The sequence below is a fragment of the Pseudomaricurvus sp. ABR4_320 genome, from assembly GCF_056159445.1.
Window position 1 is genome coordinate 660,147 of the sequence record NZ_JBSWVF010000001.1, and the last position, 24,398, is coordinate 684,544.

Below are 24,398 nucleotides of genomic sequence, written 5' to 3' on the forward strand. Positions count from 1 at the left end.
CACCGATCTCTCATTCGGCTCGATCTCAGTCAGACGACTGATCCTCTCTCACTTGACCACCGTCATGAAATGACCATTAACCTGTAACCTCAGAGCGGGTATAGTAGTCGGACTGCCAACGAGATCTTCAAGCAAAGGGGCTGCTTCTGTTCTATGGCTACGATCGGCGCACATTACATTCGAACCGCTCTCGGCGGCGCTGTTGCTCGTGGACTGGATCCCAAAGCCCTGCTACGTCAGGCACGTATTCCCGACAAGCCTCTGCGCGCGCAGGGCACACGCATTCACGTCGACCTAGTCGCCAAACTCTACTCCGGTATTACCCGCGAACTAAATGATGAATTTATGGGGTTCACAGAGCGCCCCTGTAAAGTTGGCACCTTCGATCTCATGGCGGACTGGGTCTCGACATCGGAAACGCTTGAAGAGCTTCTCAAGCGAGGAATCCGCTTTTACAACACTGTGACCGATGAATTGCAGATGGCGCTGGAATACGAAGGCGATCATGTGTATCTGACGACAGTACTCAAAAATCCAGAGCTGGATTTCGAACACTTCTACATCGAATACTGGCATGTCATGTGGCACCGATTTGCTAGCTGGTACATCGGCCGCCCCATTAAACTTGTAGGCGCCTACATCAATTACACGCCTCTAGACGCCGAAGAGTTTCGACTGCTGTTTCGCTGCCCAACGCACACCCGCAGCAAGTTCAATCGACTGGTCTTTCACCGGGATTATCTGCGCTTACCCTTGGTAAAAACCCAGCGTGAGCTGCAAGTCTTTCTGCGCCGCGCGCCCATCGATTTGCTGACCATCCCCGGTGAAGACACCAGCCTCACGGCCAAAATCAATCAGCTTCTCCAGCCCCGCAGCAATACCGTGGTCAAATTGCCCAACTCTAAAGAGCTGGCCGATCAACTGGGGATCAGTGAACAAACTCTACGCCGCCGCCTGAGTGCAGAAGGCAGCAGCTATCAGCAAATAAAAGATAACTTACGCAGTGACATTGCAGCCCGACTGCTCAGTAATCGACGCCTGACGATCACCGAAATCGCACGTCTGCTGGATTTCAGTGAACCCCGTGCATTTACTCGCGCCTTTAAGCATTGGCAGGGAGTGACGCCGCAGGCCTTTCGTAGCACGCAGCTTAAAAAAGCGGCGGATTCAAGCCTGATCAGACCGCCTCTACGACGGGTCACCGCGGCCGACGACAGTGAAAAAACCGTCGCCAAATCCAACCTAGACTCCATTTTGTGAGCGGATTTGTGACATTTTTGTGCACTTTTTTGTCCTAAATTACGACAGATAAAATATTTATTTTGTTATAAATCAAACAGTTGAATGCTTAATGTGGTCTATACCCTGCTTTCCGCTATATTCACACAATAGACTAAGTTCACTATTATCCAGCGCGTTCGCTTGGAGGCCCCCTCCCAAAGTTGGAAACCGCGGGAATTTCGCCAGCAATTTCAATTGCCTGGCAGGTTCACAATATTTCGTCGTGACAAACATCTGGAAACGCATTGTATGACTAACCCCGACAAAAAGACTGCAACGCTCGTCAATCCCTTCGACGATACCAAGGAAGTGGAATTCAGCATCCCCGGCCAAGCATCCTATGATCCGGGACTGCACGAAGACACGCTGAAAAAAGGCTACGATCTCATCCGCCGGCCGAAAAGCGCCGCCGGTGTGCCCAGCATAGAACGACAGCATGCGAAAGGCCGCATGACCATATGGGAGAGACTCTCGGTACTGACTGACGAAGACCCTACAGTGCTCTACCAAAACTGGGGTAAGAATTTAGATGGCGCGAGTATCGTTACGGCAATTGCCAAAATCGATGGCCGTGACGTCGCTGTATACGGCCACGACTTTACCGTTCGCGCTGGATCCATGGATGCCACCAACGGACGCAAGCTGGCACGTCTGTTTGAACTGGCCGCGAAACGCCGCATTCCTTTGATTGGTATGAACGACTCTGCGGGCGCTTTCGTCCCGGCAGGTATTGGCGGCCTCGACGGCTATGCCGAAGCCTTTACCGCGCTGCGAAAAATCTCTGGTGTTGTTCCGTCCATCATGTGCATGTTCGGCTTCAATGCAGGCGGCGGCTCCTATCTACCACGTCAGGGCAGCTTTCTGATTCAGCCCAACGAAACCTTCTTTGGTCTGACCGGGCCAGGGGTTGTTAAATCTGTTCTCGGTGAAGACGTCACGCCCGACGAACTGGGTGGTCCTGGCGTACACAGCCAGTCGGGTGTAACCGATTTTGTGGTCCCCGATGAAGTCTCAGCGTTGCGCAAAGTACGCTCGCTGTTGAACTATCTCCCGAGCAATAACAGTGAGCTGGCACCCTTTGAGCCCACATCGGATCCGGTTGATCGCAAGACTTGGGATATTGATATCCTGCTGAAAAAAGCCTTCAACTCTCCCACCGGTTTTAACACCCCCATCGATGTGTCCATTATGATTCAGCAGCTCTGCGATCACGGCGACTTTATGGAAGTGCAATCCAGCCGCGCTCGCAACACCATCACCGCGTTTGGTCGTATGGGCGGCAATGTGATCGGCTTCGTTGCTAACAACTCAGCGGTCTCGTCTGGCCAGATTGATATTGATGCGGCACTGAAAAATGCGCGCTTTATCCGCTTCTGTAACCTGTACAACATCCCCATGATTTTTATGGAAGATACCACGGGCTTCCTGCCCGGTCGGGAACAGGAGACTGGCGGTATCGTACAAGCGGGTCGCGCCATGCTTGATGCCATTATCGATCTGCGCACCCCCCGCTTCCTGGTCATCATCCGCAACGCCTTCGGCGGCGCCTACGCCTCCTACAACAACTACCCGACTGGCGCTGACTTTGTGGTTGGCCTGCCCTCCTCCCGCGCAGCGGTGATGGGACCGGCCGGGGTTGAATTCGTCTACAAGCCAGAGATGCAGGAAATTCGCCGTAAAGTTCAGGAGATGAAAGCTGAAGGCGCCGCAGAGGCAGACATTAAAGCCTGGCAGGCGCAGCAAGAACTGGCACTAAAAAACCGGTACGAAGAAGAATTGATGAATCCGAATGAGGCACTGAGTCTCGGATCCATTTCGCAGATCGTCATGCCTGCGGATCTACGCGAAGTCCTGTGCAAGAACATGGAATTCCACCTCAAGCATTACACGCCTGAGCCCTTCACCAGCGTGCAACGCGAATTTCACTAAGTATTGATAATGTCTAACGAATTCAAAGAGGCTCATGTCGTGCAACCCAGCAACATCTACTATCTCAATAATCCGCTGATCCACAAAAATCGTCGCCTGGACACTGCTACCAGCGAATGGGTAAAAAGTTTTGATTGCCGCCATATGCGGCCGCTGATCATCTGCCGCGGCCCCATTCGTAAAGAAGTAATCGACGTACTCGAGGAAATGGGCATCGATTACTATGGCATCCTGCTGTCAGAAAAAGATTCGATCACCTATCAACGCGCTCTGGCACCGGAATTACGTCAATTAACGCACCCAGATCGCATTCACCGAGTGCCCGACTACACAGGTGTCGATAAGGCCGAGCGAGAAATTCGCATCCAACAAATCATCAATATCGCCAAAGACAACGGCTACAATTCGATCTTCGCCGGCTACGGCTTTATGGCCGAAGACGAGAACATGGTTAGCGCCATGGAAGAAGCCGGGCTTAATTTTATCGGCCCCTGTTCGCAAACCGTTCACGGTGCAGGCTTGAAAGACGAAGCCAAGCGTACCGCTTTAAAAGTGGGTGTTTCTGTCACACCTGGCGTCGACAATGCCACAGCGCTCACCATTTTAAAGAAATATCCAGATGTCGCTGCGCTCACCAAATTGATTGAGAGCGAAGGCCTCAGTGTCGACATGGACGCATTTAATGCGGACAGTATCAGTCTGGAAGACAAAGCCGATATCGTCCTCGCCGCCAGCTATGAGAAAGGCATCGACCTCTACTCCATCGAAGAGTTGGGAGACACCATTCGCGAGCAAGTCATAAAAATGAGCCGGGAATATCCGGAAAACCGCATCCGCCTAAAGTGCATTGGTGGCGGTGGCGGTAAAGGCCAGCGCATTTTGGCCTCTCCGGCACATTACACCGGCGACTTGGAAAGCCGACTGAACCAAGCTGCCGATAAAGCACCAGGGTTGGTACTGGAAATTCTCAATGAGGTGAAAGCGACCGGTAAAGGCGACAACAAAAACGTTCTCGTTGAATTGAATATCGAAACCACACGCCATCAGGAAATCCAGGTCATCGGCAATGGCGACTGGACCCTGGCCATGGGAGGACGTGATTGCTCCTTGCAAATGCACGAACAGAAACTGCTGGAAGTTTCTGTGATCACCGAAGATCTCGAGTACGCCCTGGCAGACGTTGAAGCCGCCGGACGCGAAACCGAAGTGGCGATCCTTAAGCAGGACATCATCACCCTGAAGAAAATGGAAGAAGAATCCGAACGCTTCGGCAAAGCCGTGGGTTTGGATTCCGTCTCAACGTTCGAATGTATTGTCGATCGCGACAAGCATTTCTTTATGGAGATGAATACCCGTATCCAGGTCGAGCACCGGGTGACCGAATTGTGTTACGCACTGAAGTTCACAAACCCGAACGACAGCAGTGAGTCGTTTGTGGTCGACTCTCTGGTCGAAGCGATGGTCCTGCTGGCCGCCCATGGTCCAAGATTGCCCAAGCCAGAGCGTCTGCTGCGCCATAATGCGTCAGTCGAGGCCCGCCTCAATGCAACCAACCAGGCATTGCAACCCCATGCCGGTGGTGTCATTGAGTATTGGTCAAACAACATCAAGGGTGAAATTCGCGACGATCAGGGCATCAGCATGCACAATCCGGATACGGATGTGTTTATGAAGTATCACCTGGCCGGTGCCTATGATTCCAACATCGCCCTGCTGTTAACGGTGGGCGAGCACCGCACAAACAGCTATGAGAGTTTGGCAGAAATCCTCCGCGTGACAGAGCTGCGCGGCAAGGATCTTGCTACCAACCTGGGGTTCCACTACGGACTGGTACACTGGTTCCTGGGCAACAACATCAATGCACGGCCGACCACCCGGTTTATTGTGCCTTACCTAACCGCTGTCGGCCTGCTCAAGCAGGAGGCGAACAATCTGGATCTGGCCTACGCCTATCAACACATTTGTCAGCGGGAGCTGGCCAAGGCGGATTCCGCAGAAGCGAAGACGGATCTTAGGTTCGTGCTGGATCGCAAGCGCCTGTTACTGACGCGTCCGCTGGAAATTCTGCTCGACGAGCCTCACAAACTGGCGGGCTGGCTCAGCGAAAACAAATCTAATTTCTCTCTGGGCGCAGACAAAACCGTCACCTGGCTGAATAACCCCATCACCGTACTCGCCAAAACCTATCGTTTTCTGAATATGGATCAAGGCACAGGTAAGCCTGCTGCCAGTGTTATCTGGGATCACGATCGTGAAATTTTAGTGCAAGCGGTCGCCTTCTATCAGTCCATTAAAAAGATACTGGGCACGAATGAATATTCTGACATTGAAGCAGCGTTGAACGGACCTGCGCCCGAAGGGACAGATCCTGAAATTTGGGAACAGGCAAAAGCCTCCCACTGTGGCTTTCAGGCCGGTATGGAAATTCTCAATTTGCTGGTCTTGTTGGCCGACAAAACCGGTTTCTATGACCTTAAGGTCAATGAAGATTTGAGCATCGATATTCCAGAAAAACTGCTCGATGAAAATCTACAAACTGCTATGGCGAAGGTTTTGGTGCCACCACCACTGGCCAAGTCTGATGAGATTCTGGCGCCCACTGGCGGAATGTTTTACTCTCGTGAAGCGCCTACCGCGCCACCGTTCGTCGAAGTCGGCAGTCATTTCGATGCTGGACAACCTCTGTACATTATTGAAGTCATGAAGATGTTCAATAAAGTCAATGCGCCATTTGCGGGTACGATTGAGCAAATTCTCGTTGAAAACGATGGCGAAATTATCAAGAAGGGGCAACCGCTGTTCAAAATCACCCCGGATGAAAAGGTCGAGATCGAAACTGACGAGGAAATCAGTGCCCGTAAAAAAGACCGTACAGATTCCTATCTGGCGGCCCTTTTTTAATGTTGACCCAGCAGCCTGCGGAGCTTTTTTATGATAGTTGCACTTGACCACATAGCCGTTGCAGTACCCGACCTGGAAAAAGCCATCGCGCGATTTATGGAAGATTTTGGGTTGACGTACAAAGGCACCGAAGACGTCCCTGCCGCGAAAACCAGTACGGCTTTCTTTCCGTTGCCGGAGACCAGCATTGAGCTGGTCCATCCACTCAATGGCGAAGGCCCAATCGCTGGCTACTTGGAAAAAAAAGGTGGCGGTCTTCATCATCTGTGTTTTCGCAGTGACGATATCGAAGCGGATGTCGCCCGCCTGAAAGAAAAAGGGTATCGCTTTCTTTCGGATGCGCCGACACAGGGAGCACACAACTGCAAAGTGATCTTTATCCACCCTAAGAGCTGCGATGGAGTGCTGATCGAGCTCAATCAACCTGCAGAAGATCATCACTGATCTTCTGCAAACACGGAACGGAACTGAGAGAATACGCATGTCTGACCAGAAACCAACGCTGGCTGAATGGGAAGCCCTGGCAACCAAACAAATGAAGGGGCGCTCCCCTACGGATTTAACCTGGCACACGCCTGAAGACATTGACATCAAGCCACTCTACACCAAGGCCGACGTCGAAGATTTGGAATATGCCGATACCCTACCCGGCCTGGCGCCCTATGTCCGGGGCCCGCAAGCGACCATGTATGCTGGCCGCCCCTGGACAATTCGCCAGTACGCTGGCTTTTCGACCGCAGAAGAATCCAATGCCTTCTATCGCAAGAACCTCGCAGCCGGAGCCCAGGGGGTATCTGTCGCCTTCGATCTCGCGACTCACCGGGGATATGACTCAGACCATCCGCGCGTGGCTGGTGATGTAGGTAAAGCCGGTGTGGCAATCGACTCTGTGGAAGACATGAAAATTTTGTTCGATGGCATTCCCCTCGACCAGGTTTCCGTCTCCATGACCATGAATGGCGCCGTACTGCCTATCCTGGCCAACTACATCATCGCTGCGGAAGAACAAGGCGTCTCCCAGGACAAGCTCGCGGGAACCATTCAGAACGACATTCTGAAAGAGTTTATGGTGCGCAACACCTACATTTATCCGCCGCAACCGTCCATGAAGATTATCGGCGATATTATCGGCTACACCTCCCAGTACATGCCGAAGTTCAACTCCATTTCGATCTCGGGCTACCACATCCAGGAAGCCGGTGCCGATGCGGCCCTCGAACTGGCGTACACCCTCTCCGATGGTCGTGAGTATGTGCGCACCGCACTCGCGGCAGGACTCGACGTTGATGCCTTTGCGCCACGTCTGTCGTTTTTCTGGGGTATTTCCATGAACTTCTATATGGAAATCGCCAAATTGCGTGCCGGGCGTTTGCTCTGGTCGAAGATCATGGCGGAATTTAACCCTCAAAACCCCAAGTCTTCGATGTTGCGTACGCACTCACAGACTTCCGGATGGTCACTCACAGAGCAAGACCCGTACAACAACATTATTCGCACAACCATCGAAGCGATGGCTGCGGTTTTTGGTGGTACCCAGTCTCTGCACACCAATGCGCTGGATGAGGCGGTGGCCCTGCCAACGGAATTTTCCGCCCGCATCGCTCGTAATACTCAGTTGATCATTCAGGAAGAAACCGGCATTTGCAGTGTGATCGATCCTTGGGGCGGCTCTTATATGATGGAGTCATTAACCCAGGATATCGCCGACAAGGCTTGGGAGTTGATTGTCGAGATTGAAGAAAACGGCGGCATGGCAAAAGCCATCGAAGCGGGTTTGCCAAAACTGCGCATTGAGGAATCCGCCGCTAAGAAACAGGCTCGAATCGATCGAAACGAAGACATCATCGTCGGCGTCAACAAGTATGTTCTGGCGGAAGAATCCGATCTCGATATCCTCGATATTGATAACGTTAAAGTCCGCGAGTCTCAGATCGCCCGTATCGACAGAATCAAAGCCGAGCGAGACAGTGAAGCCGTGGCGGCAGCCTTGCAGGCTCTTACGGATGCGGCAAAATCTGGCGAAGGTAATCTGCTCGACCTATCGGTCAAAGCCGCACGACTGCGCGCGACCGTGGGCGAGATTTCCGATGCATTAGAAGCGGTTTATGGTCGATTCAACGCCCAGGCACGTACCATCTCTGGCGTTTACGGCGCGCCTTACGAGGATGACGCCGACTGGCAGGCCATCAAAGCTGATATTGATGCGTTTGTTGAGAGCGAAGGTCGCCGCCCCCGGATGTTGGTGTGCAAAATGGGACAAGACGGCCATGACCGTGGTGCTAAGGTCATCGCCACGGCTTTCGCCGACGTCGGTTTCGATATCGATTTGTCGCCAATGTTTTCCACGCCAGAAGAAGTGGCAAAGCAGGCCATCGAAAACGATGTTCATGTTGTTGGTGTGTCTTCTCAGGCTGCCGGTCATAAAACCCTGGTACCAGAGTTGATTCAGGAGCTGAGCAAGCTCGGAGCCGATGACATTATTGTCGTGGCTGGAGGCGTTATTCCCAAGCAGGATTACGACTTCCTCTATGAGGCTGGCGTAAAAGGCATTTTTGGTCCGGGCACCAAGATTCCTATTTCGGCGCGCAAAGTACTCGACGAAGTCCGCAAAGCGACGGCTTAATTGTCGCGAGAGGCCATTTACAAGCCTCTCAGCACGTCATCACCGAGGGGGCGTAATCGCCCCCTTTTGTTATCCACAAATTTTATTCTGTTTACCTGAAATCATTTTATGAGCAGCGTCGACCTCGAACTTCTCCGCACCGGCAATCGACGGGCATTGGCCAAAGCCATCACCCTCGTCGAAAGCAAGTTGGACAAACACCGAACTCAGGCCCAGGAATTGCTCGAAACCCTTTTGCCCTATACCGGAAACAGCATTCGCATCGGTATCAGCGGTATTCCCGGGGTGGGAAAATCCACGTTTATCGAAGCGTTCGGCAAATACCTTATTCGGCAGGGCAAAAAAATTGCCGTGCTTGCCGTTGATCCAAGCTCCCCCATACGTGGCGGCAGCATTCTCGGCGATAAAACCCGCATGGAGGAACTCTCCCGCGAGAACAACGCTTTTATCCGCCCTTCCCCATCAGAAGGGGCCTTAGGCGGCGTCGCGCAGAAAACCCGGGAGACGATGCTACTCTGCGAAGCTGCGGGTTATGACGTCATTTTGGTAGAAACCGTTGGTGTCGGACAGTCAGAATACGAAGTCGCCGCCATGGTCGATTTTTTTCTGGTCCTGATGATTCCCAATGCGGGCGATGAACTGCAGGGAATCAAGCGCGGGATCATGGAGCTGGCCGATGCCCTGGTCATCAATAAAGCCGATGGTGAGAGCCTTAACCTGGCCGAACGTACCAAGCAGCACTATCAGAACGCTTTCCACCTGATTCGTACAGGATCCTTTTGGACGCCCCGGGTACAAACCTGCTCTGCGATGGAAAACCGCAACGTCGATGAAATCTGGGCGATGATTGAGGATTATCGGCAGGAGGCAATTGTTCACAACGCTTTTTTTGAAAAGCGTGCCCGCCAAAATCGCCAGTGGTTAAAGAAACTCATCCATGAACTGATCGATATTCGACTCAACCAAAGCCCCTCCGTACGTCAGATCATGCCTGACCTCCAGCAAGCCGTGGTGGACAACGCCACAACCCCCTATAATGCCGCCCGACAGATCGTAGACCTTCTATAATGGGTTCAATGCTACTGACTTAGACTCTACGACAGCTCAACGCCAGGCGCGTAATCGATTGTTTTTTCCGCGCCTTCGAAATTCCTTCTGTCGTGCCACTTTTGCAGTGCGCCAGAGCGGACCTTGCTCCGTACACTTAACGACTGGATCAGCTTTAATCAACTTACTCCAATGGCAACGAATTCAATCAATCACTCGATATTTTTCAGCAATGACATCAGACCTTAACAATTTCGCGAAATGCTACGGGGCTGCCCTTAACCTGTTTGCCGCTCACTGATGCCAAGAAAATTTTTTCGGCGATTAATGCCGGACCCAAGGGTTTACGTCAGCAATCCCGCATTTGGAGGGTTTCGGCATCTATTGCAGGACCCGAACCTATTTCACCTGAATCGGCACTCGGTCGCAGGTGCCTTCGCGGTAGGGTTATTTATCGCGTTTTTGCCAATGGTCGGACAAATGCCTCTCGCTGCCCTGTCCGCCCTCTGGTTTCGAGTGAACTTGCCCCTCTCGGTCGCTCTGGTATGGGTGAGCAATCCCATCACCATTACCCCCATCTTCTACGGCGCTTACGAATTAGGGCGCTGGATACTGGGCACGCCAGCGGTCAGTTTTTCTATTGAGCTCTCTTGGGAGTGGTTGAGTACGGGATTGTTGCGACTGTGGCAACCCCTCTTGGTGGGTTCCCTGATCATTGCCACCCTGGCAGCGATCAGTGGATACAGTTTTATTCAAATTTTCTGGCGCTGGCAGGTGTTGCAAAGCTGGGAAAAACGCAAACAACGGCGCTTGCAAGAGCGCCGCTAGAAACGCCTATTCAAAGCGCAAGGCTTCCGCAGGAGCAATGCGACTTGCACGCCAGGCGGGGTACAGGGACGCACCCGCGCTGAGTAGCAGAGACAGACACACCACCAGAACAAAATCCGCAGCGCGTATTTGCGACGGTAAATAGCTCACAGGGTAAATGCTCGAATTTAACAGCGAAACGTGGAAAAACTCCTGAATGGCGGCGTAAATATCACCGGCCAAAAGAGAGCCTCCAACACCGAGCAAAACGCCCAGAAACGTCCCTATTCCACCGATAATGCACCCGTGAAGAACAAAGATTGCCAGGATGCTGGAACGACTCGCGCCCAGAGTTTTCAGTATTGCAATATCGGCTTCTTTATCAACCACGACCATAACCAGGGTGGAGACAACGTTAAACGCCGCTATCGCGACCACCATAAATAGCAGTAAGCCGACCAGGCTTTTCGACATATGAATGGCTTGAAACAAATTGCCGTGGGTTCGCGTCCAATCAGATCCATAATAGCCATAAGGCAACTTCGACGTTTCCCCATAGATCACTTCCGGCGCGGCAAACAGGTCACGCAATTTGACCCGCAGGCCGGAAACTCGCCCCGGCGTATTTGACAGCGCGCTGGCCGCGTCGAGAGGAATCAATGCCAGAGAATGATCGAGTTCTGTATCTGATCGAATAAGGCCAGATACCGTAAAAACCCGGAGTCTTGGCGATGTCGCGGATCCGGATCCAGACGGGACGAGAACGGATATCTTATCGCCTTTCTCGACACCCAAGGTGTCAGCAACTCCCTGCCCCAACAACAGGCCGCTTTGCCCTTGGGAAAATTCAGACATGGCATCGCTGTCGACGAAGCGCGGCAATACCGAGACCTGCTGCTCCTCTTTCACATCAATGCCGTAAAGCACCACCGGCTGCACCTCTTGACCACCGCGCGTGCTGAGCATCGCCTGCAATTCAACAAACGGCGCCGCCCCGATGATCTGTGGGTTCTCGAGTAACTGCTCGCGCAAACTCTCCCAGTCGGCAATACCTGCCCGATTGTATACAGCACCGTGGGGCAAAATACTGAGGATACGCTGCTGCAGCTCTCGGTCGAAGCCGTTCATGACACTGAGCACCGTCAACAACAAACCGACGCCAATCGTCAGGCCAGCAATCGAAATCCAGGAGATAAACGACACCAATTGGGTCCCGCTGCGGCTACCCGCATACCGCAAACCAACAAAGGTTGAAAACCTAGACACCGACAACCCCGCTTTCAACCAGCTTGCCATCACTCAAGGTCAAACGACGATCCATGGTATTGGCCAGTCGCTCATCATGGGTAACAATGATAAAACTGGTCGACAGGCTTTCACTGAGTTGCCGCAAGAGTTGCTGAATCGAGTCCGCCGTTGCTCGGTCGAGATTACCGGTCGGCTCGTCCATGAGAACACAGGCAGGCCGGTTGACGAGCGCGCGCGAAATCGCCACCCGCTGACGCTCACCGCCTGACAACTCAGACGGTTTGTGCTTTTTACGAGCCCCCAGTCCAACCCGTTCAAGGTATTCGCCAGCCTCTCGAAACGCATCACGCTTGGTCGCACCGGCGATCAATTGCGGAATAGCAACATTTTCCAGTGCGGTAAACTCTGCCAGTAAATGATGAAACTGGTAAACGAACCCGAGAAATCGGTTGCGTAGCCGTCCACGCTCAGCATCACCACACTCGTTGAACGCATGGCCGGAAATAATAACCTCACCGGCATCCGGCGTATCCAGTCCACCCAGTAAATTCAACAGCGTGGATTTTCCGGATCCCGACGCACCGACGATCGCCACATGCTCACTTGGGAACAGTTGAAAATCAATACCGGTCAACACCTCAACCGTTTCAGGCCCCTGCCGATAGGATTTCACCATCTGCCGACACTCGAGCACCGGCGCAGAGGCATTATTGTCTTTCATGTATCTTTCCTAAGTTAGTATCAACGAGGCGCTTATCCATACCTAAGCGCTTCAGCAGGCTCAATGCGGGTCGCCCGAAATGCCGGATACAGGGTCGACAGCAAACTGAGAATTAAACCGACGCTGATGACCAATGCGACATCCCCCCACTCCAACTGCGACGGCATGCTGCTGATGTAGAAAACCTGGGGATCGAAAATCTGAAATCCGAGCAATTGCTCAAAAAATCCGATTACGCCACCCACGTTTACCGCCAACAAAGCACCAACGAGACCACCAACAACAACACCGGCAGCCCCCGTAGCGCCCCCCTGCACGACGAACACGGCCATGATTTGCGGACGCGTCAGCCCCAAGGTTCTCAATACGGCGATGTCGAAACGTTTATCGGCAACCATGAGCACCAGACTGGAAATAATATTAAACGCGGCTATCGCGATAACGATCATCAACAGACTCGAGACAACGGTTTTTTCCATTTTAACGGCAGAAAAGAGGCTGCTTTGGGTTTCCGTCCAATCCTGCATCCGCAAGTGAGCTCGTGCTGATTCAGGCAAAGAGTTCCAGAGTTGGGCTCCGAATTCCTCACTGCGATACATATCTGTCGTGCGGACCTCTACGCCGGACACTCGATCGCCCAGCCTCAAGAGCGCTTGAGCATCCTGTAAATCGACAAACCCTAAGTATTGATCCGGTTGGCCACCAATTTCAAAAATACCCACCACCGTCAGCCGTTTCATGCGGGGAAATATTCCGACAGGCGTCACCGTCAACTGCGGTAGAACCAAAGTTATCTGATCGCCGACCGTGGCGCCGAGGTTGCGGGCTAAAATACCACCGAGCACAATGCCGTAGTCACCCGGTTTGAGCGCATTGATGCCGCCCATAAAGATATGCTCTTCGACATCAGTGACCTTGCTGATGTCGTCTGCGGACATGCCTCTTAATTCCACCCCCTGTAATCCACCGCGGAAATTCACCATGGCGCTGGCGGTCACGTAAGGCGCCGTCGTGACGACGTTCACAGACGCAGCCAACTGCTGTTGGAGCTGCTGAGAGTTCTCGAGACCTTGATCCGTCCCGATAAATTCCAAATGAGGTATGACCTGCAACAGGCGCCCTTTTATCTCGCGGTCAAAGCCATTCATCACCGACATCACGATGATCAAGGCAGCGGTACCCAGCAGCATGCCCAGCAGAGAAAAGCCGCTGACAAAGGAAATAAACTGATTGCGCCGACGCGCCCGCGTATAGCGCAATCCGATAAAAACAGAGGTTGGTAATTGCATGGCGGCATTAAACCTAAAGCAAACGGATTGAACAACCGTTATCAATCCACAGACATTGACCGCTCATGGTCGGTGGTACAGTCGAAAAACGGTGATTTTCTCAGAATCAGAGACTCATACGGCAACAATCGAATGTCGCGTCTAAACTTTAGTAAAAGAGACGGACATGAGACCACACATGCGTGTATTCATTCTGACAGTTTCAGACTTTTTATGACGACGGAAGAGCGCCGTCAGTATTTTCGCGTCAATAAAGACCTCTCACTGACGTTTCACTTGGTTTCTGCCGACACGGTCAACAACGAGCGAGCGCTGGATCAGTTCCCGGAACAGCAGGCGACCATTGAAATGTTTGATGAGTTGCGACGCATCGAACGCGAAGCCCAGCAATTGCTTTCGGCACTGGGTGATCAGCAACGTCCGCTTGCGGACTGGATGAAACTGCTCAATCGCAAAGTCGATCTTGTTCTGCATCACGCTCTCAACAGCAATCCCAATCGTCAGGAAAACCGCAATCGAGTGAATCTGAGTGAAGGGGGAATATCTTTCGTTCACGGCAAGCCAATTTACAAGGGTTCCTATGTCGCCCTGCGTTTGCTATTCACCAAAGACTTTTCCAATGTCACCTGCTTTGGAATGGTAAACCGGTGTGAAACACTGAAATCGGACCAAGGCTACAAAATTGCCTGCGAGTTTCTATCGTTATCACTGGCTGACCAGGAATTGCTCGGCAGACACATTATGCGCACCCAGCTGGCAAACAAACGTCGCCAGTCTCAGCAATCAATATCAGGATGAGATTTTCCCAGGAGTAACACTATGACCCGATTTCTTGGTATTCCCTTACTGGCCGCATCCGCCCTACTGTTTCTACCCAGTGCGGTCACCTACGCCGAAAAGATCATCATTCCAATCGGGCAACAAGGCCAAGTCGAAGCCAAGCGTCCAAAGTTGGGCATGACAATGAGCGGAGTCAACGAAGCCTTTGGCGAACCACAACACAAAGGTCAAGCGACGGGAACGCCACCGATCACACGCTGGGACTACGAATCGTTTACCGTCTACTTTGAAGGTGACGTCGTCATCCACAGTGTTCTCAAATTTACGCCTAAAGTGGCCAACCAACCCTAAGGCCTAGCCCGGGTCGTGGTCACTTTTGGTAAATCAAAATGTTAAAACCGCAGCACGCGATTTAAACCGTTAAGAGCGGCGATGCGATAGGCTTCAGCCATGGTCGGGTAGTTAAACGTATTCTTCACAAAGTACTTGATGGTGTTGCCGCCATCTTTTTGCGCCATAACCGCCTGCCCAATGTGAATAATCTCTGAAGCCTCGGCACCAAAACAATGAATGCCAAGTAGCTCCAGAGTTTCTGTGTGGAACAACAGCTTTAACATGCCCACATCTTCGCCACTGATCTGCCCACGAGCCGTGTGCTTGAAGAACGCACGACCAACTTCATAAGGCACGCGTGCTTCGGTCAGTTCCCGCTCAGTCTTCCCGAGAGAGCTGATCTCCGGCAGAGTGTAAATTCCGGTCGGAACGCTGGTGACATAACGAATCGATTGACCGGCAATGCCGCGAGCACAGGCTCGGCCCTGGTCAAAAGAAGCACTGGCAAGGCTTGGCCAGCCAATGACATCCCCCGCCGCAAAAATGCCCGGCACATTGGTTTCGTAGCGCTCAGAAACCTCTAGCTGTCCCCGGTGATCCGCCTGCAAGCCAACAGAATCCAGATTCAGAGAATCGGTATTACCTGTACGACCGTTACACCAAAGGAGAGCATCTGCACGCAACTGCTTACCCGACTGCAGGTGCATTGTTACTATGTCGTCATTGGCTTCAACGGAGGCATATTCTTCGTTATGGCGCACCATGACACCGCTGTCGCTTAAGTGGTAACTGAGAGCATCCGAAATTTCATGATCAAGAAATGACAGGAGCTTGTCGCGGGTGTTAATCAGATCAACCTTGACACCAAGACCGGCAAAAATAGAGGCATACTCACAACCAATTACACCGGCACCGTAGATCAACATCGTGCGCGGTGAGTGCTTCATCTCGAGGATGGTATCACTGTCGTAGATACGCGGATGGTTAAAGTTGACGTTGTCGGGACGATAAGGGCGAGAGCCCGTCGCGATCAAAACATTTTTTGCATTGATGTATTCTTCTGCACCGCTGGCGGTTTTCACTCGCACTCGATTTTCGCCTTCGAAGGACGCATCACCTGTATGGAAATTGATGCGATTACGGGCGAAGTCCGACGTCATTTTTTCCACCTGGCGCGGAATCACACGCTTGGCGGCTTCCAACACGGTTGGATAACGGATCCAGCGCGGCTCGCCGATGGTTCGAAACAGTGGCTGAGAGTTGTAACGTACAATCTGCTTTACGGCGAACCTTAAGGATTTTGATGGAACCGTCCCCTTGTGGGCACAGTTTCCACCCAGCATATTGCGACGATCAACAACCGCGACTCGCAATCCCGCCTTAGCCGCCGACATCGACGCCCCGTCCCCAGCCGGCCCGGAACCGATTACCAATAAGTCATAATTGTACTCTGCCATACCGCGTACCACTCCTCTTAAACCAAACAAACAACCGGCGTGCACTGATTATCGCAGTTACCTAAAGCCGATCTATCGGCTTTGGTCAGTCGACAGGTCGCCACATACCCTATCAACTAAAGCCCTCCAAACCAGAGTCGATGACCTGCTTTGAAGGTTTCCCGCTCGCCTCAGGCGGCGACGGCACATCCTTGCACCTCTGTGTCCCGGCAAATCATGTTGCCGTTATTAGAATCAACGTTTTTCGGACAACTCATAGGCAAGATCCTTTGCCTGCTGACGGGAATTTCCCGCTACGTCATCTGTTGAAGACTCACATTTGTCAGGATCTCCGCCACAGATATCACAGACATAGTCCTCTTCGCCCAGCGCCTTGCCGACGCCACCACAAGACCCTTGTAAAGGGCGCCGTCCCATAATGACGCCAATCGCCATACCGGCTATCAGAATCGACAGCACCAGGATTGTTAGAAACAACTCGGTCATAAAAACCTCTCGTCAATGAATACTCGGGCTTTGACCCGATAAATAAGGAGCAAACGTCTGGGAGGTCAACTCTCGAAAACCGTCCGCTTCCTTGACGATAAATAAGGCTGCGACACCATGCTCTTCCGCCAACTCCAGCGAACGCTCAGCACCTAGTACATTAAACCCAGTAGCGAGCGCATCCGCAAAACCGCATTTGTCGGTGATGACCGTAACCGATGCCAAATGATGGCGAATCGGATAGCCCGTCGTGGGATCTATAGTATGACTGTAGCGTACGCCGTCCTTTTCGAAAAAATTTCGATAGTCACCCGAAGTCGCAATTGCCGCATCGGTCAACGACAGCGCTTCAAATACACCGTTTTGCAGCCCCGAATCCGGCCGCTCTACTGCGATGCGCCAGGGAAGATCCTTGGCGTTGTGTCCCGCCAAGCGCAGCTCGCCACCGATTTCCACCAAGTAATGATCAAAACCTGCAGACTCAACCAACTCCGCCACTTTATCGACGGCATATCCTTTCGCCACAGCGCTTAAATCCAGCGTCAATCGCTGTTTCATACGCAGCTCCTGACGCTCAGCGTTCAATTCCAGAGATTGCCACCCGATTTCCTGACGTGCAGCAGCGATCGCCTCATCATTTGGAACCTGATCGTGTGTATCAACCGGACCAAAGCCCCACAGGTCGATCAAAGGGCGGACGGTAATGTCGAAAGCTCCGCCGGTCAATTCACTCACCTGTTGACTTACCGAAAGCACCTCGAACAATTCATCGGATACAGGTATCCACTCACCCGTTGCATCGTCGTTCAATTGGTTAATCTCGGAATCAGGGATATAGGTAGACATCGCTTGATTGATTCGTACCAGCAAATCGTCAACTGAAGACTGCAACGCCGTACCATCGATGCTCTCATTGGAAACAACGGAGATATGATACTGCGTGCCCATGGTCGCGCCGGTCAACTTGGTGGTTTGGCGCTCGGATTTCGGCGCACATGCCCCAAGAATCAACAAAACCAATACAACAAAGGCCAGCGTAGCTGGCCTTTGCTGGTACATCCTGCGACTTCGCTTAACCACCGAAGTCATCCAGCAGGATATTCTCATCTTCAACACCCAGGTCTTTGAGCATCTTGATGACTGCCGCGTTCATCATTGGCGGCCCACACATGTAGTACTCACAATCCTCTGGCGCGGGATGATCCTTCAGATAATTCTCATAGAGCACATTGTGAATAAAGCCTGTTAAGCCCGTCCAGTTATCCTCTGGCTGAGGATCAGACATAGCCACGTGCCATGAGAAGTTTTCATTCTCTGAGGCCAGCATGTCGTATTCATCTTGGTAGAAAAGCTCGCGCAACGACCGAGCACCGTACCAGAACGACATTTTGCGATTGGACTTGAGTCTTTTCAGCTGATCGAAGATATGAGAACGCATTGGCGCCATACCTGCACCACCACCAATGAACACCATCTCGTTATCGGTATCTTTCGCGAAGAACTCACCAAAAGGTCCATATACCGTAATTTTATCGCCTGGCTTCAGGCTGAACACATAGGAGGACATCTGGCCGGGCGGTATTCCTTTGGAACCCGGAGGTGGCGTCGCAATACGAATATTGAACTTAACGATACCTTTCTCTTCGGGATAGTTCGCCATGGAATAGGCGCGAATGATGGGCTCATTCACTTTGGATTCGAGATCAAAAAATCCAAACCTTTCCCAATCACCCCGATACTCCTCTTCGACTGAGAAGTCTTTGTATTTAACGTGGTGCACAGGTGCTTCCAACTGTACGTAACCACCCGCACGGAAATCTACGTTTTCCCCTTCTGGAAGTTTCAAGGTCAACTCTTTAATAAAGGTTGCCATATTGGGGTTGGAAACTACCTCACACTCCCACTGCTTGACGCCGAATACGTCTTCAGGGACTTCAATTTCCATATCCTGCTTAACGGGTACCTGACAGGACAAACGCCAGCCCTCGTTGGCATCGCGCTTAGTGAAGTGCGATTCTTCCGTTGGCAACATAGAGCCGCCACCGGATTCGACAATGCACTTGCACTGGGCACAGCTGCCGCCGCCGCCGCACGCGGAAGGCAGAAATAAACCGCCTTCGGAAAGGGTTTGTAAAAGCTTGCCACCAGCAGGAACCGTTAATGTCTTCTCACCATTGATGAGAATGTTGACATCACCACTGCTGACCAATTTTGCCCTGGCGGCAAGAATGATCACCACCAGAGCCAATACGATGCCGGTGAACATGGCGACACCGACGATAATAGTCATATCCATAATCTACGCCTGTCTCCTCTGACTCAGATATCGATACCGCCGAAGGACATAAAGCCCAACGACATCAGACCGACAGTAATAAAGGTAATACCCAGACCACGCAGGCCGGCAGGTACGTCGCTGTACTTCATCTTTTCGCGGATACCCGCAAGTGCAGTAATGGCCAGCGCCCAACCGACACCAGAACCGATACCAAAGACGGCAGATTCAGCAAAGTTGTAGTCGCGCTCAACCATGAATAACGATGCACCCATGATGGCGCAGTTCACGGTGATCAGAGGTAGGAACACGCCCAGGGCGTTGTAAAGTGCGGGGACGTATTTGTCCAACACCATTTCCATAATCTGCACGATTGCCGCGATAACACCGATGTAGGTAATCAGCCCTAAGAAGCTCAGATCGACATTCGGTAACCCCGCCCAAGCGAGAGCACCGTCTGCCAACAGATAGGTCAGCAACAGGTTATTGACTGGCACGGTGATGCCGAGAACCACCACAACCGCGATGCCCAATCCAATAGCCGCGTCGACTTTCTTGGAGATCGCCAGGAACGTACACATGCCAAGGAAGAACGCCAAGGCCATGTTATCGATAAATATTGAGCGGACAAAAAGTCCTAGAAAATGTTCCACGACTTATGCCTCCTTCGTTGTATTCGGGCAAATCTTGAATTCAGGCTCTTCCACCTGGGCGGTTTTCCAAGAGCGGAGGCCCCAGATGATCAGACCGATCAAGAAGAACGCACTCGGAGGCAGCAGCAACATACCGTTGGAAACATACCAACCACCATCTGTCGCCAAGGGAAGTATCTCGATACCGAAAAGCTTTCCGGATCCAAAGAGCTCACGAATAAAGCCCAACGCCAACAGTAACGCGCTGTAACCCAAACCATTGCCAATGCCATCCAGGAAACTTGGGATTGGCGGGTTTTTCATTGCGTAGGCTTCAGCACGGCCCATCACGATACAGTTGGTGATAATAAGACCAACGAAGACCGACAACTGCTTACTGATATCATAAGCAACAGCCTTCAACACCTGATCCACGAGAATAACCAGTGAGGCAATAATCGTCATCTGAATGATGATTCGAATACTGCCTGGCGCGTGTTTACGCACCAGCGACACAAAGAGGTTAGAGAATGCCGTTACCAGGGTCAGTGCGATACACATAACCACGGTGACTTTCAGTGAGCTGGTCACAGCCAGCGCTGAACAAATACCCAAAATTTGCAGAGCAATCGGGTTGTTGTCAAAAACCGGTTTGAACAATAACTCTTTTGTCTTCATGTTCATGCCTCCCCGTTCTTAAGGTTCTCGATAAACTTGGCATAACCCTCATCGCCCATCCAGAACTTAATCAGGTTATTCACACCACGGCTGGTCAGAGTCGCACCGGAAAGTCCGTCGATCTCATATTCCGAATCTCTGGGCGCTGCGCCTTTAATGACGACCAGGCCGACATCACCTTCCTCATCATAAACGTGCTTGCCAGCCCAAAGGCCTTTCCACTTGGGGTTATCCACTTCACCACCAAGACCAGGAGTTTCACCGTGTTCGTAGAAGCCGAGACCACTGACAGTGTTTAAATCAGAGTCCAGCGCCAGGAAGCCATACAGCGTCGACCATAGGCCATAACCTTTGACCGGCAAAATCAGCTTTTCAAGATCACCATTGTCACCTTCGACAACGTAGACTTTTGCCACATTGACTCGACGACCAATCTTGGCGATGTCCTGATCATCAGAGAGCTCAATGGTTCTATCCGGATCTTTGGATACCGAGCGTTGATCGTAACCGTCGACACCCTCTGGAACTTCGGTGTACTCACCTGTTGAAAGATCGACCAACTTTGGCGTCACTTGAGAAAACTGCTCTTCAACAGACTTAGAGGGGTCGAGCATACCTGCTGCCGCAAGAATGTTGCGGTGCAAGTCGACCTCTTTATTGGCCTGCTGCTGAGGCTTAAGCATTACCGCAGCGGTAGACACTACGATCGAGCAGACAATACACAGCGCCAGAGCGACGCCGATTGTTTTGGAAATGGAATCGTTCTTAGCCACGTGCCAACCTCCGCTTTACGTTTGCCTGGACGACGACATGGTCGATGAGTGGTGCGAACAAGTTCGCAAAAAGAATCGCCAACATCATGCCTTCTGGGAAGGCCGGATTGACGACGCGAATCAGCACCACCATGACACCAATCAAACCGCCAAACCACCACTTACCCGCATTGGTCATAGAGGCAGACACAGGATCAGTCGCCATAAAGACCATACCAAAAGCAAAACCACCGATAACCAAGTGCCAATACCAAGGCATAGCCATCATTGGGTTAGACGCAGGGTCACCAACTAAGTTGAACAACAGTGATGTTGCAAACATGCCAGCAAAGACACCCAGGATGATGCGCAATGAAGCGATCTTCATGGCGACCAATACAACCCCGGCCAGAAGAATCAGCAGCGTAGAGGTCTCACCGATACAGCCCTGCATGTGACCTAAGAAGGCATCAGCCCACGACAGCTGCCCTTGCAGTCCGGTCATACCGTCTGTAGAGGCAATCGACAGAGCGGTCGCACCTGTGTAGCCGTCAACGGTCGTCCATACGGCGTCACCAGACATTTCAGCCGGGTATGCGAAGAACATGAAGGCACGTCCAGCAAGCGCCGGGTTGAGGAAGTTTTTACCCGTTCCACCAAAGACTTCCTTGGCGATAACGACACCGAAGGAAATACCCAGGGCGACCTGCCACAGAGGAACATCCGGCGGAGTGATTAACGCGAAAAGCACCGATGTTACAAAGAAGCCTTCGTTCACTTCGTGTCCGCGCTTCATCGCAAAGAGGACTTCCCAGAAGCCGCCGACAATAAACGTCGTGGCATAAATTGGGAGGAAATACAAAGCTCCGTGCCAGAGGCAGTTGAGCCAACTGTTGGCGTCGAAACTGCCGATGAACAAATCACGCCAGTTACCGATTTCCGTCAATCCCATATCGGCCATGATCGTATTGGCCTGCCAGCCAACGTTGTACATGCCGTAAAACATGACAGGAAACGTGCACACCCAGACCGTGATCATGATGCGCTTGAGGTCGATACCATCACGCACATGAGCGGTTGTTTTGGTGACATCCTTAGGACGAAATAAACCTGTATCTATCGCTTCGTACAGAGCATACCAGCTCTCAAGTTTTCCACCCTTGTGAAAATGCGGCTCGATATTATCGAGAAACTTTCTTAGCGCCACGCTTAACCCTCCTTCTCGATCCGGGTGAGATTGTTTCTGAGAATCGGCCCATACTCATATTTACCCGGACAAACAAAGGTACAGAGGGCTAAATCTTCTTCATCCAGCTCCAGGCAACCAAGCTTCTGCGCCATATCGGTGTCACCGACGATGAGAGAGCGCAGCAGCTGAGTTGGCAGGATATCCAGCGGCATAATGCGTTCATACGCGCCAATGGGCACCATCGCCCGCTCACTGCCGTTGGTCGTTGTCGTAAACTCAAATGTCTTTGACTTGATCAAACTGGAGGCATAAATGCTCAAGCTGGAGAAATAATCAAAACCAGCGCGAAGGTAATGCATGAAAGGACGATCGCGACCCTCGAGCAAAACCGTGATTTGATTGTGGTAACGGCCCAAAAAGGCATAGGGTCCGTATGCTGTACGACCACCGAAAACGGATCCCGATATGACTCGATTCTCACCCGCTTTCAGCTGGCCAGCAACTAACTCATCAATGCAAGCGCCGACACTGGTTCTCACCAAGCGAGGCTGCTCCACCTGAGGTCCAGCTAAAGAGACGACACGTTCGGTTGGCAATCGGCCTGTGGCGAACAGCTGACCGATAGCGATGACATCTTGATAACCGACAGTCCAAACCGTCTTGGTTACACTGACCGGATCCAAATAGTGGATATGCGTGCCCGCATTGCCAGCAGGATGCACGCCACCAAACTCTTCCGAGGTTACCTGTGCGCTGTTTCCGACTTGAACATCAGAGTCTTTGGCTTTGCAGACAAACACCTTGCCGTCCGTTAACTTGGACAGCAATTGCAGGCCGTGAATAAAATCATCTCGTCGGCTGCGAATAATCAGCGCGGGATCGGCGGCGAGAGGATTGGTATCCATGGCCGTGACGAAGATGGAATTGGGAACGGTACCAGGCTGCGGCACCTTGCTGTAGGGGCGGGTTCTAAGCGCAGTCCACAAACCGGAATTCACCAGGTTTTCTTGAACTTGCTCGCGGCTCACAGAGCCGAGTTGGTCAGCCGTGTAGCTGGCAAATTGCACAGCATCGTCACCTTCTACATCAATGACGACCGACTGCAGCACCCGTTTAGCGCCTCGGTTGATGGCAGAAACCACCCCCGATGCCGGAGCTGTGTAGACCACACCTTCGGTTTTCTTGTCAGAGAAGAGAATCTGACCAAGCTTGACACGGTCGCCTTCTTTGACAGCCATAGTTGGCTTCATACCGTGGTAATCATTCCCCAGAACAGCTACGGAACGGAGCCTGGGACCGTCGTAGATAACCTGTTCGGGACTTCCGGAAATGGGCAAATCCAGCCCCCGACGAATTTCAATCATACGTCTATGCCTAATCACTCGAATTGTTAAAAGAGTATGGCTCGACTGTCGCATCCGACAAATCGCAGCCAGAATCCGGCCGACTTCCCTGGGGCACTCGCTGCTGCTCGCGCTGAAGTGAAAGAGATATGATCAACCCTACTGAAGGGATTCCCTGATAATTGGCGACCTGCGGCTGGCAGTCGCTTTACCTCTTCCAAGCCAAGTGCCCATAACTTTACTTTAGACTTTTGGGTATTGCAGGGACAGACAGATTCAGATTCCGGTAGCCTCTGGGGTCGGCTACCCCTGAAGCATGGAAGCTGAATCGCAAATCTTGAATCGGCGCAATTATAAAGAGGGGTTTTAATTCTTACCAGCCATAACTGGTAATTTTGCTGCCTGGAAAGGAAAAAACCACCAAACTGTCAAGGCCTTAGCTGTGACCTCGTCAGCATTTCGACAATTTGACTACTAATTAAACAAACTTTCCACAGACATCAAATTGCCGCCGGTAATAGGCAAACACTCAACCAACGAAACGCCAAACAACCGAGAAAAAATGAACGATAAGAAAATAGGAAATGCAAAAAAAGAAACGGGCGCCAAACGTTATGATTTGATAAC

The 24,398-nt window shown here is 51.9% G+C and carries 21 protein-coding genes; 9 read left to right on the forward strand and 12 right to left on the reverse strand.

Annotated elements, in window-relative coordinates; all coding sequences use genetic code 11:
• The first annotated feature begins 153 nt into the window (after window positions 1-153).
• The 7 genes from ACXAFR_RS02895 to ACXAFR_RS02925 all read left to right on the forward strand — a co-directional run bounded on the left by ACXAFR_RS02895 (window position 154) and on the right by ACXAFR_RS02925 (window position 10,609).
• Complete coding sequence (locus tag ACXAFR_RS02895) at window positions 154-1,260, forward strand: AraC family transcriptional regulator (protein ID WP_475171732.1); 1,107 nt, start codon at window positions 154-156, stop codon at window positions 1,258-1,260.
• Window positions 1,261-1,530: 270 nt separating this feature from the next.
• The gene (locus ACXAFR_RS02900; RefSeq protein WP_475171734.1) at window positions 1,531-3,210 is read left to right on the forward strand and encodes an acyl-CoA carboxylase subunit beta; all 1,680 of its coding nucleotides are present in this window, start codon (window positions 1,531-1,533) and stop codon (window positions 3,208-3,210) included.
• A 9-nt stretch (window positions 3,211-3,219) separates the two neighbouring features.
• Window positions 3,220-6,111, forward strand: coding sequence for a biotin/lipoyl-containing protein (locus tag ACXAFR_RS02905; RefSeq protein WP_475171736.1), 2,892 nt, complete (start codon window positions 3,220-3,222; stop codon window positions 6,109-6,111).
• Window positions 6,112-6,141: 30 nt separating this feature from the next.
• Window positions 6,142-6,555: a methylmalonyl-CoA epimerase gene (gene mce, locus ACXAFR_RS02910; RefSeq protein ID WP_475171737.1), complete on the forward strand. Its 414-nt coding sequence runs from the start codon at window positions 6,142-6,144 to the stop codon at window positions 6,553-6,555.
• Window positions 6,556-6,592: 37 nt separating this feature from the next.
• Window positions 6,593-8,734, forward strand: a complete 2,142-nt coding sequence (scpA, locus tag ACXAFR_RS02915) for a methylmalonyl-CoA mutase (RefSeq protein ID WP_475171739.1) — start codon at window positions 6,593-6,595, stop codon at window positions 8,732-8,734.
• Window positions 8,735-8,842: 108 nt separating this feature from the next.
• Window positions 8,843-9,802, forward strand: coding sequence for a methylmalonyl Co-A mutase-associated GTPase MeaB (gene meaB, locus ACXAFR_RS02920; protein ID WP_475171742.1), 960 nt, complete (start codon window positions 8,843-8,845; stop codon window positions 9,800-9,802).
• A gap of 279 nt (window positions 9,803-10,081) precedes the next feature.
• On the forward strand, window positions 10,082-10,609 hold the full coding sequence (locus tag ACXAFR_RS02925) for a DUF2062 domain-containing protein (RefSeq protein WP_475171744.1): 528 nt from the start codon (window positions 10,082-10,084) through the stop codon (window positions 10,607-10,609).
• Window positions 10,610-10,615: 6 nt separating this feature from the next.
• Here ACXAFR_RS02925 and ACXAFR_RS02930 read toward each other — a convergent pair whose 3' ends face one another.
• The 3 genes from ACXAFR_RS02930 to ACXAFR_RS02940 are packed head-to-tail and all read right to left on the reverse strand — an operon-like array spanning window position 10,616 to window position 13,846.
• Entirely contained in the window at window positions 10,616-11,854 is a 1,239-nt protein-coding gene (locus ACXAFR_RS02930; RefSeq protein ID WP_475171745.1) for a lipoprotein-releasing ABC transporter permease subunit, read from the reverse strand.
• Entirely contained in the window at window positions 11,847-12,557 is a 711-nt protein-coding gene (locus tag ACXAFR_RS02935; protein ID WP_475171747.1) for an ABC transporter ATP-binding protein, read from the reverse strand. The genes ACXAFR_RS02930 and ACXAFR_RS02935 overlap by 8 nt, the downstream gene beginning before the upstream one ends.
• A 32-nt stretch (window positions 12,558-12,589) precedes the next feature.
• The gene (locus ACXAFR_RS02940) at window positions 12,590-13,846 is read right to left on the reverse strand and encodes a lipoprotein-releasing ABC transporter permease subunit (RefSeq protein WP_475171748.1); all 1,257 of its coding nucleotides are present in this window, start codon (window positions 13,844-13,846) and stop codon (window positions 12,590-12,592) included.
• 213 nt (window positions 13,847-14,059) lie between these two features.
• Here ACXAFR_RS02940 and ACXAFR_RS02945 point away from each other — a divergent pair, with 213 nt between their 5' ends.
• Window positions 14,060-14,644: a PilZ domain-containing protein gene (locus tag ACXAFR_RS02945; protein WP_475171750.1), complete on the forward strand. Its 585-nt coding sequence runs from the start codon at window positions 14,060-14,062 to the stop codon at window positions 14,642-14,644.
• Between the two features lie 21 nt (window positions 14,645-14,665).
• Complete coding sequence (locus tag ACXAFR_RS02950; protein WP_475171752.1) at window positions 14,666-14,977, forward strand: hypothetical protein; 312 nt, start codon at window positions 14,666-14,668, stop codon at window positions 14,975-14,977.
• A 41-nt stretch (window positions 14,978-15,018) separates the two neighbouring features.
• Here ACXAFR_RS02950 and sthA read toward each other — a convergent pair whose 3' ends face one another.
• The 9 genes from sthA to ACXAFR_RS02995 all read right to left on the reverse strand — a co-directional run bounded on the left by sthA (window position 15,019) and on the right by ACXAFR_RS02995 (window position 23,792).
• On the reverse strand, window positions 15,019-16,416 hold the full coding sequence (sthA, locus tag ACXAFR_RS02955; RefSeq protein WP_475171754.1) for a Si-specific NAD(P)(+) transhydrogenase: 1,398 nt from the start codon (window positions 16,414-16,416) through the stop codon (window positions 15,019-15,021).
• A gap of 234 nt (window positions 16,417-16,650) precedes the next feature.
• Window positions 16,651-16,902, reverse strand: a complete 252-nt coding sequence (gene nqrM, locus ACXAFR_RS02960; protein ID WP_475171755.1) for a (Na+)-NQR maturation NqrM — start codon at window positions 16,900-16,902, stop codon at window positions 16,651-16,653.
• Window positions 16,903-16,914: 12 nt separating this feature from the next.
• Window positions 16,915-18,009, reverse strand: a complete 1,095-nt coding sequence (locus ACXAFR_RS02965; protein ID WP_475171756.1) for an FAD:protein FMN transferase — start codon at window positions 18,007-18,009, stop codon at window positions 16,915-16,917.
• Window positions 17,975-19,198 carry an NADH:ubiquinone reductase (Na(+)-transporting) subunit F gene (nqrF, locus tag ACXAFR_RS02970; RefSeq protein WP_475171758.1) on the reverse strand — a complete coding sequence of 408 codons (1,224 nt, stop codon included), beginning with the start codon at window positions 19,196-19,198 and terminating at the stop codon, window positions 17,975-17,977. The genes ACXAFR_RS02965 and nqrF overlap by 35 nt, the downstream gene beginning before the upstream one ends.
• A gap of 23 nt (window positions 19,199-19,221) precedes the next feature.
• Complete coding sequence (gene nqrE / locus ACXAFR_RS02975; protein ID WP_475171760.1) at window positions 19,222-19,830, reverse strand: NADH:ubiquinone reductase (Na(+)-transporting) subunit E; 609 nt, start codon at window positions 19,828-19,830, stop codon at window positions 19,222-19,224.
• A gap of 3 nt (window positions 19,831-19,833) precedes the next feature.
• A complete protein-coding gene (locus ACXAFR_RS02980) occupies window positions 19,834-20,487 on the reverse strand; it encodes an NADH:ubiquinone reductase (Na(+)-transporting) subunit D (protein ID WP_475171762.1) in 654 nt (217 codons plus the stop codon).
• A gap of 2 nt (window positions 20,488-20,489) precedes the next feature.
• The gene (locus ACXAFR_RS02985; RefSeq protein WP_475171764.1) at window positions 20,490-21,260 is read right to left on the reverse strand and encodes a Na(+)-translocating NADH-quinone reductase subunit C; all 771 of its coding nucleotides are present in this window, start codon (window positions 21,258-21,260) and stop codon (window positions 20,490-20,492) included.
• Window positions 21,253-22,446: an NADH:ubiquinone reductase (Na(+)-transporting) subunit B gene (locus ACXAFR_RS02990; protein ID WP_475171766.1), complete on the reverse strand. Its 1,194-nt coding sequence runs from the start codon at window positions 22,444-22,446 to the stop codon at window positions 21,253-21,255. Before ACXAFR_RS02990 ends, ACXAFR_RS02985 begins: the two co-directional genes overlap by 8 nt.
• Before the next feature lie 2 nt (window positions 22,447-22,448).
• Window positions 22,449-23,792, reverse strand: coding sequence for a Na(+)-translocating NADH-quinone reductase subunit A (locus ACXAFR_RS02995; RefSeq protein WP_475171768.1), 1,344 nt, complete (start codon window positions 23,790-23,792; stop codon window positions 22,449-22,451).
• Window positions 23,793-24,398: the final 606 nt, after the last annotated feature.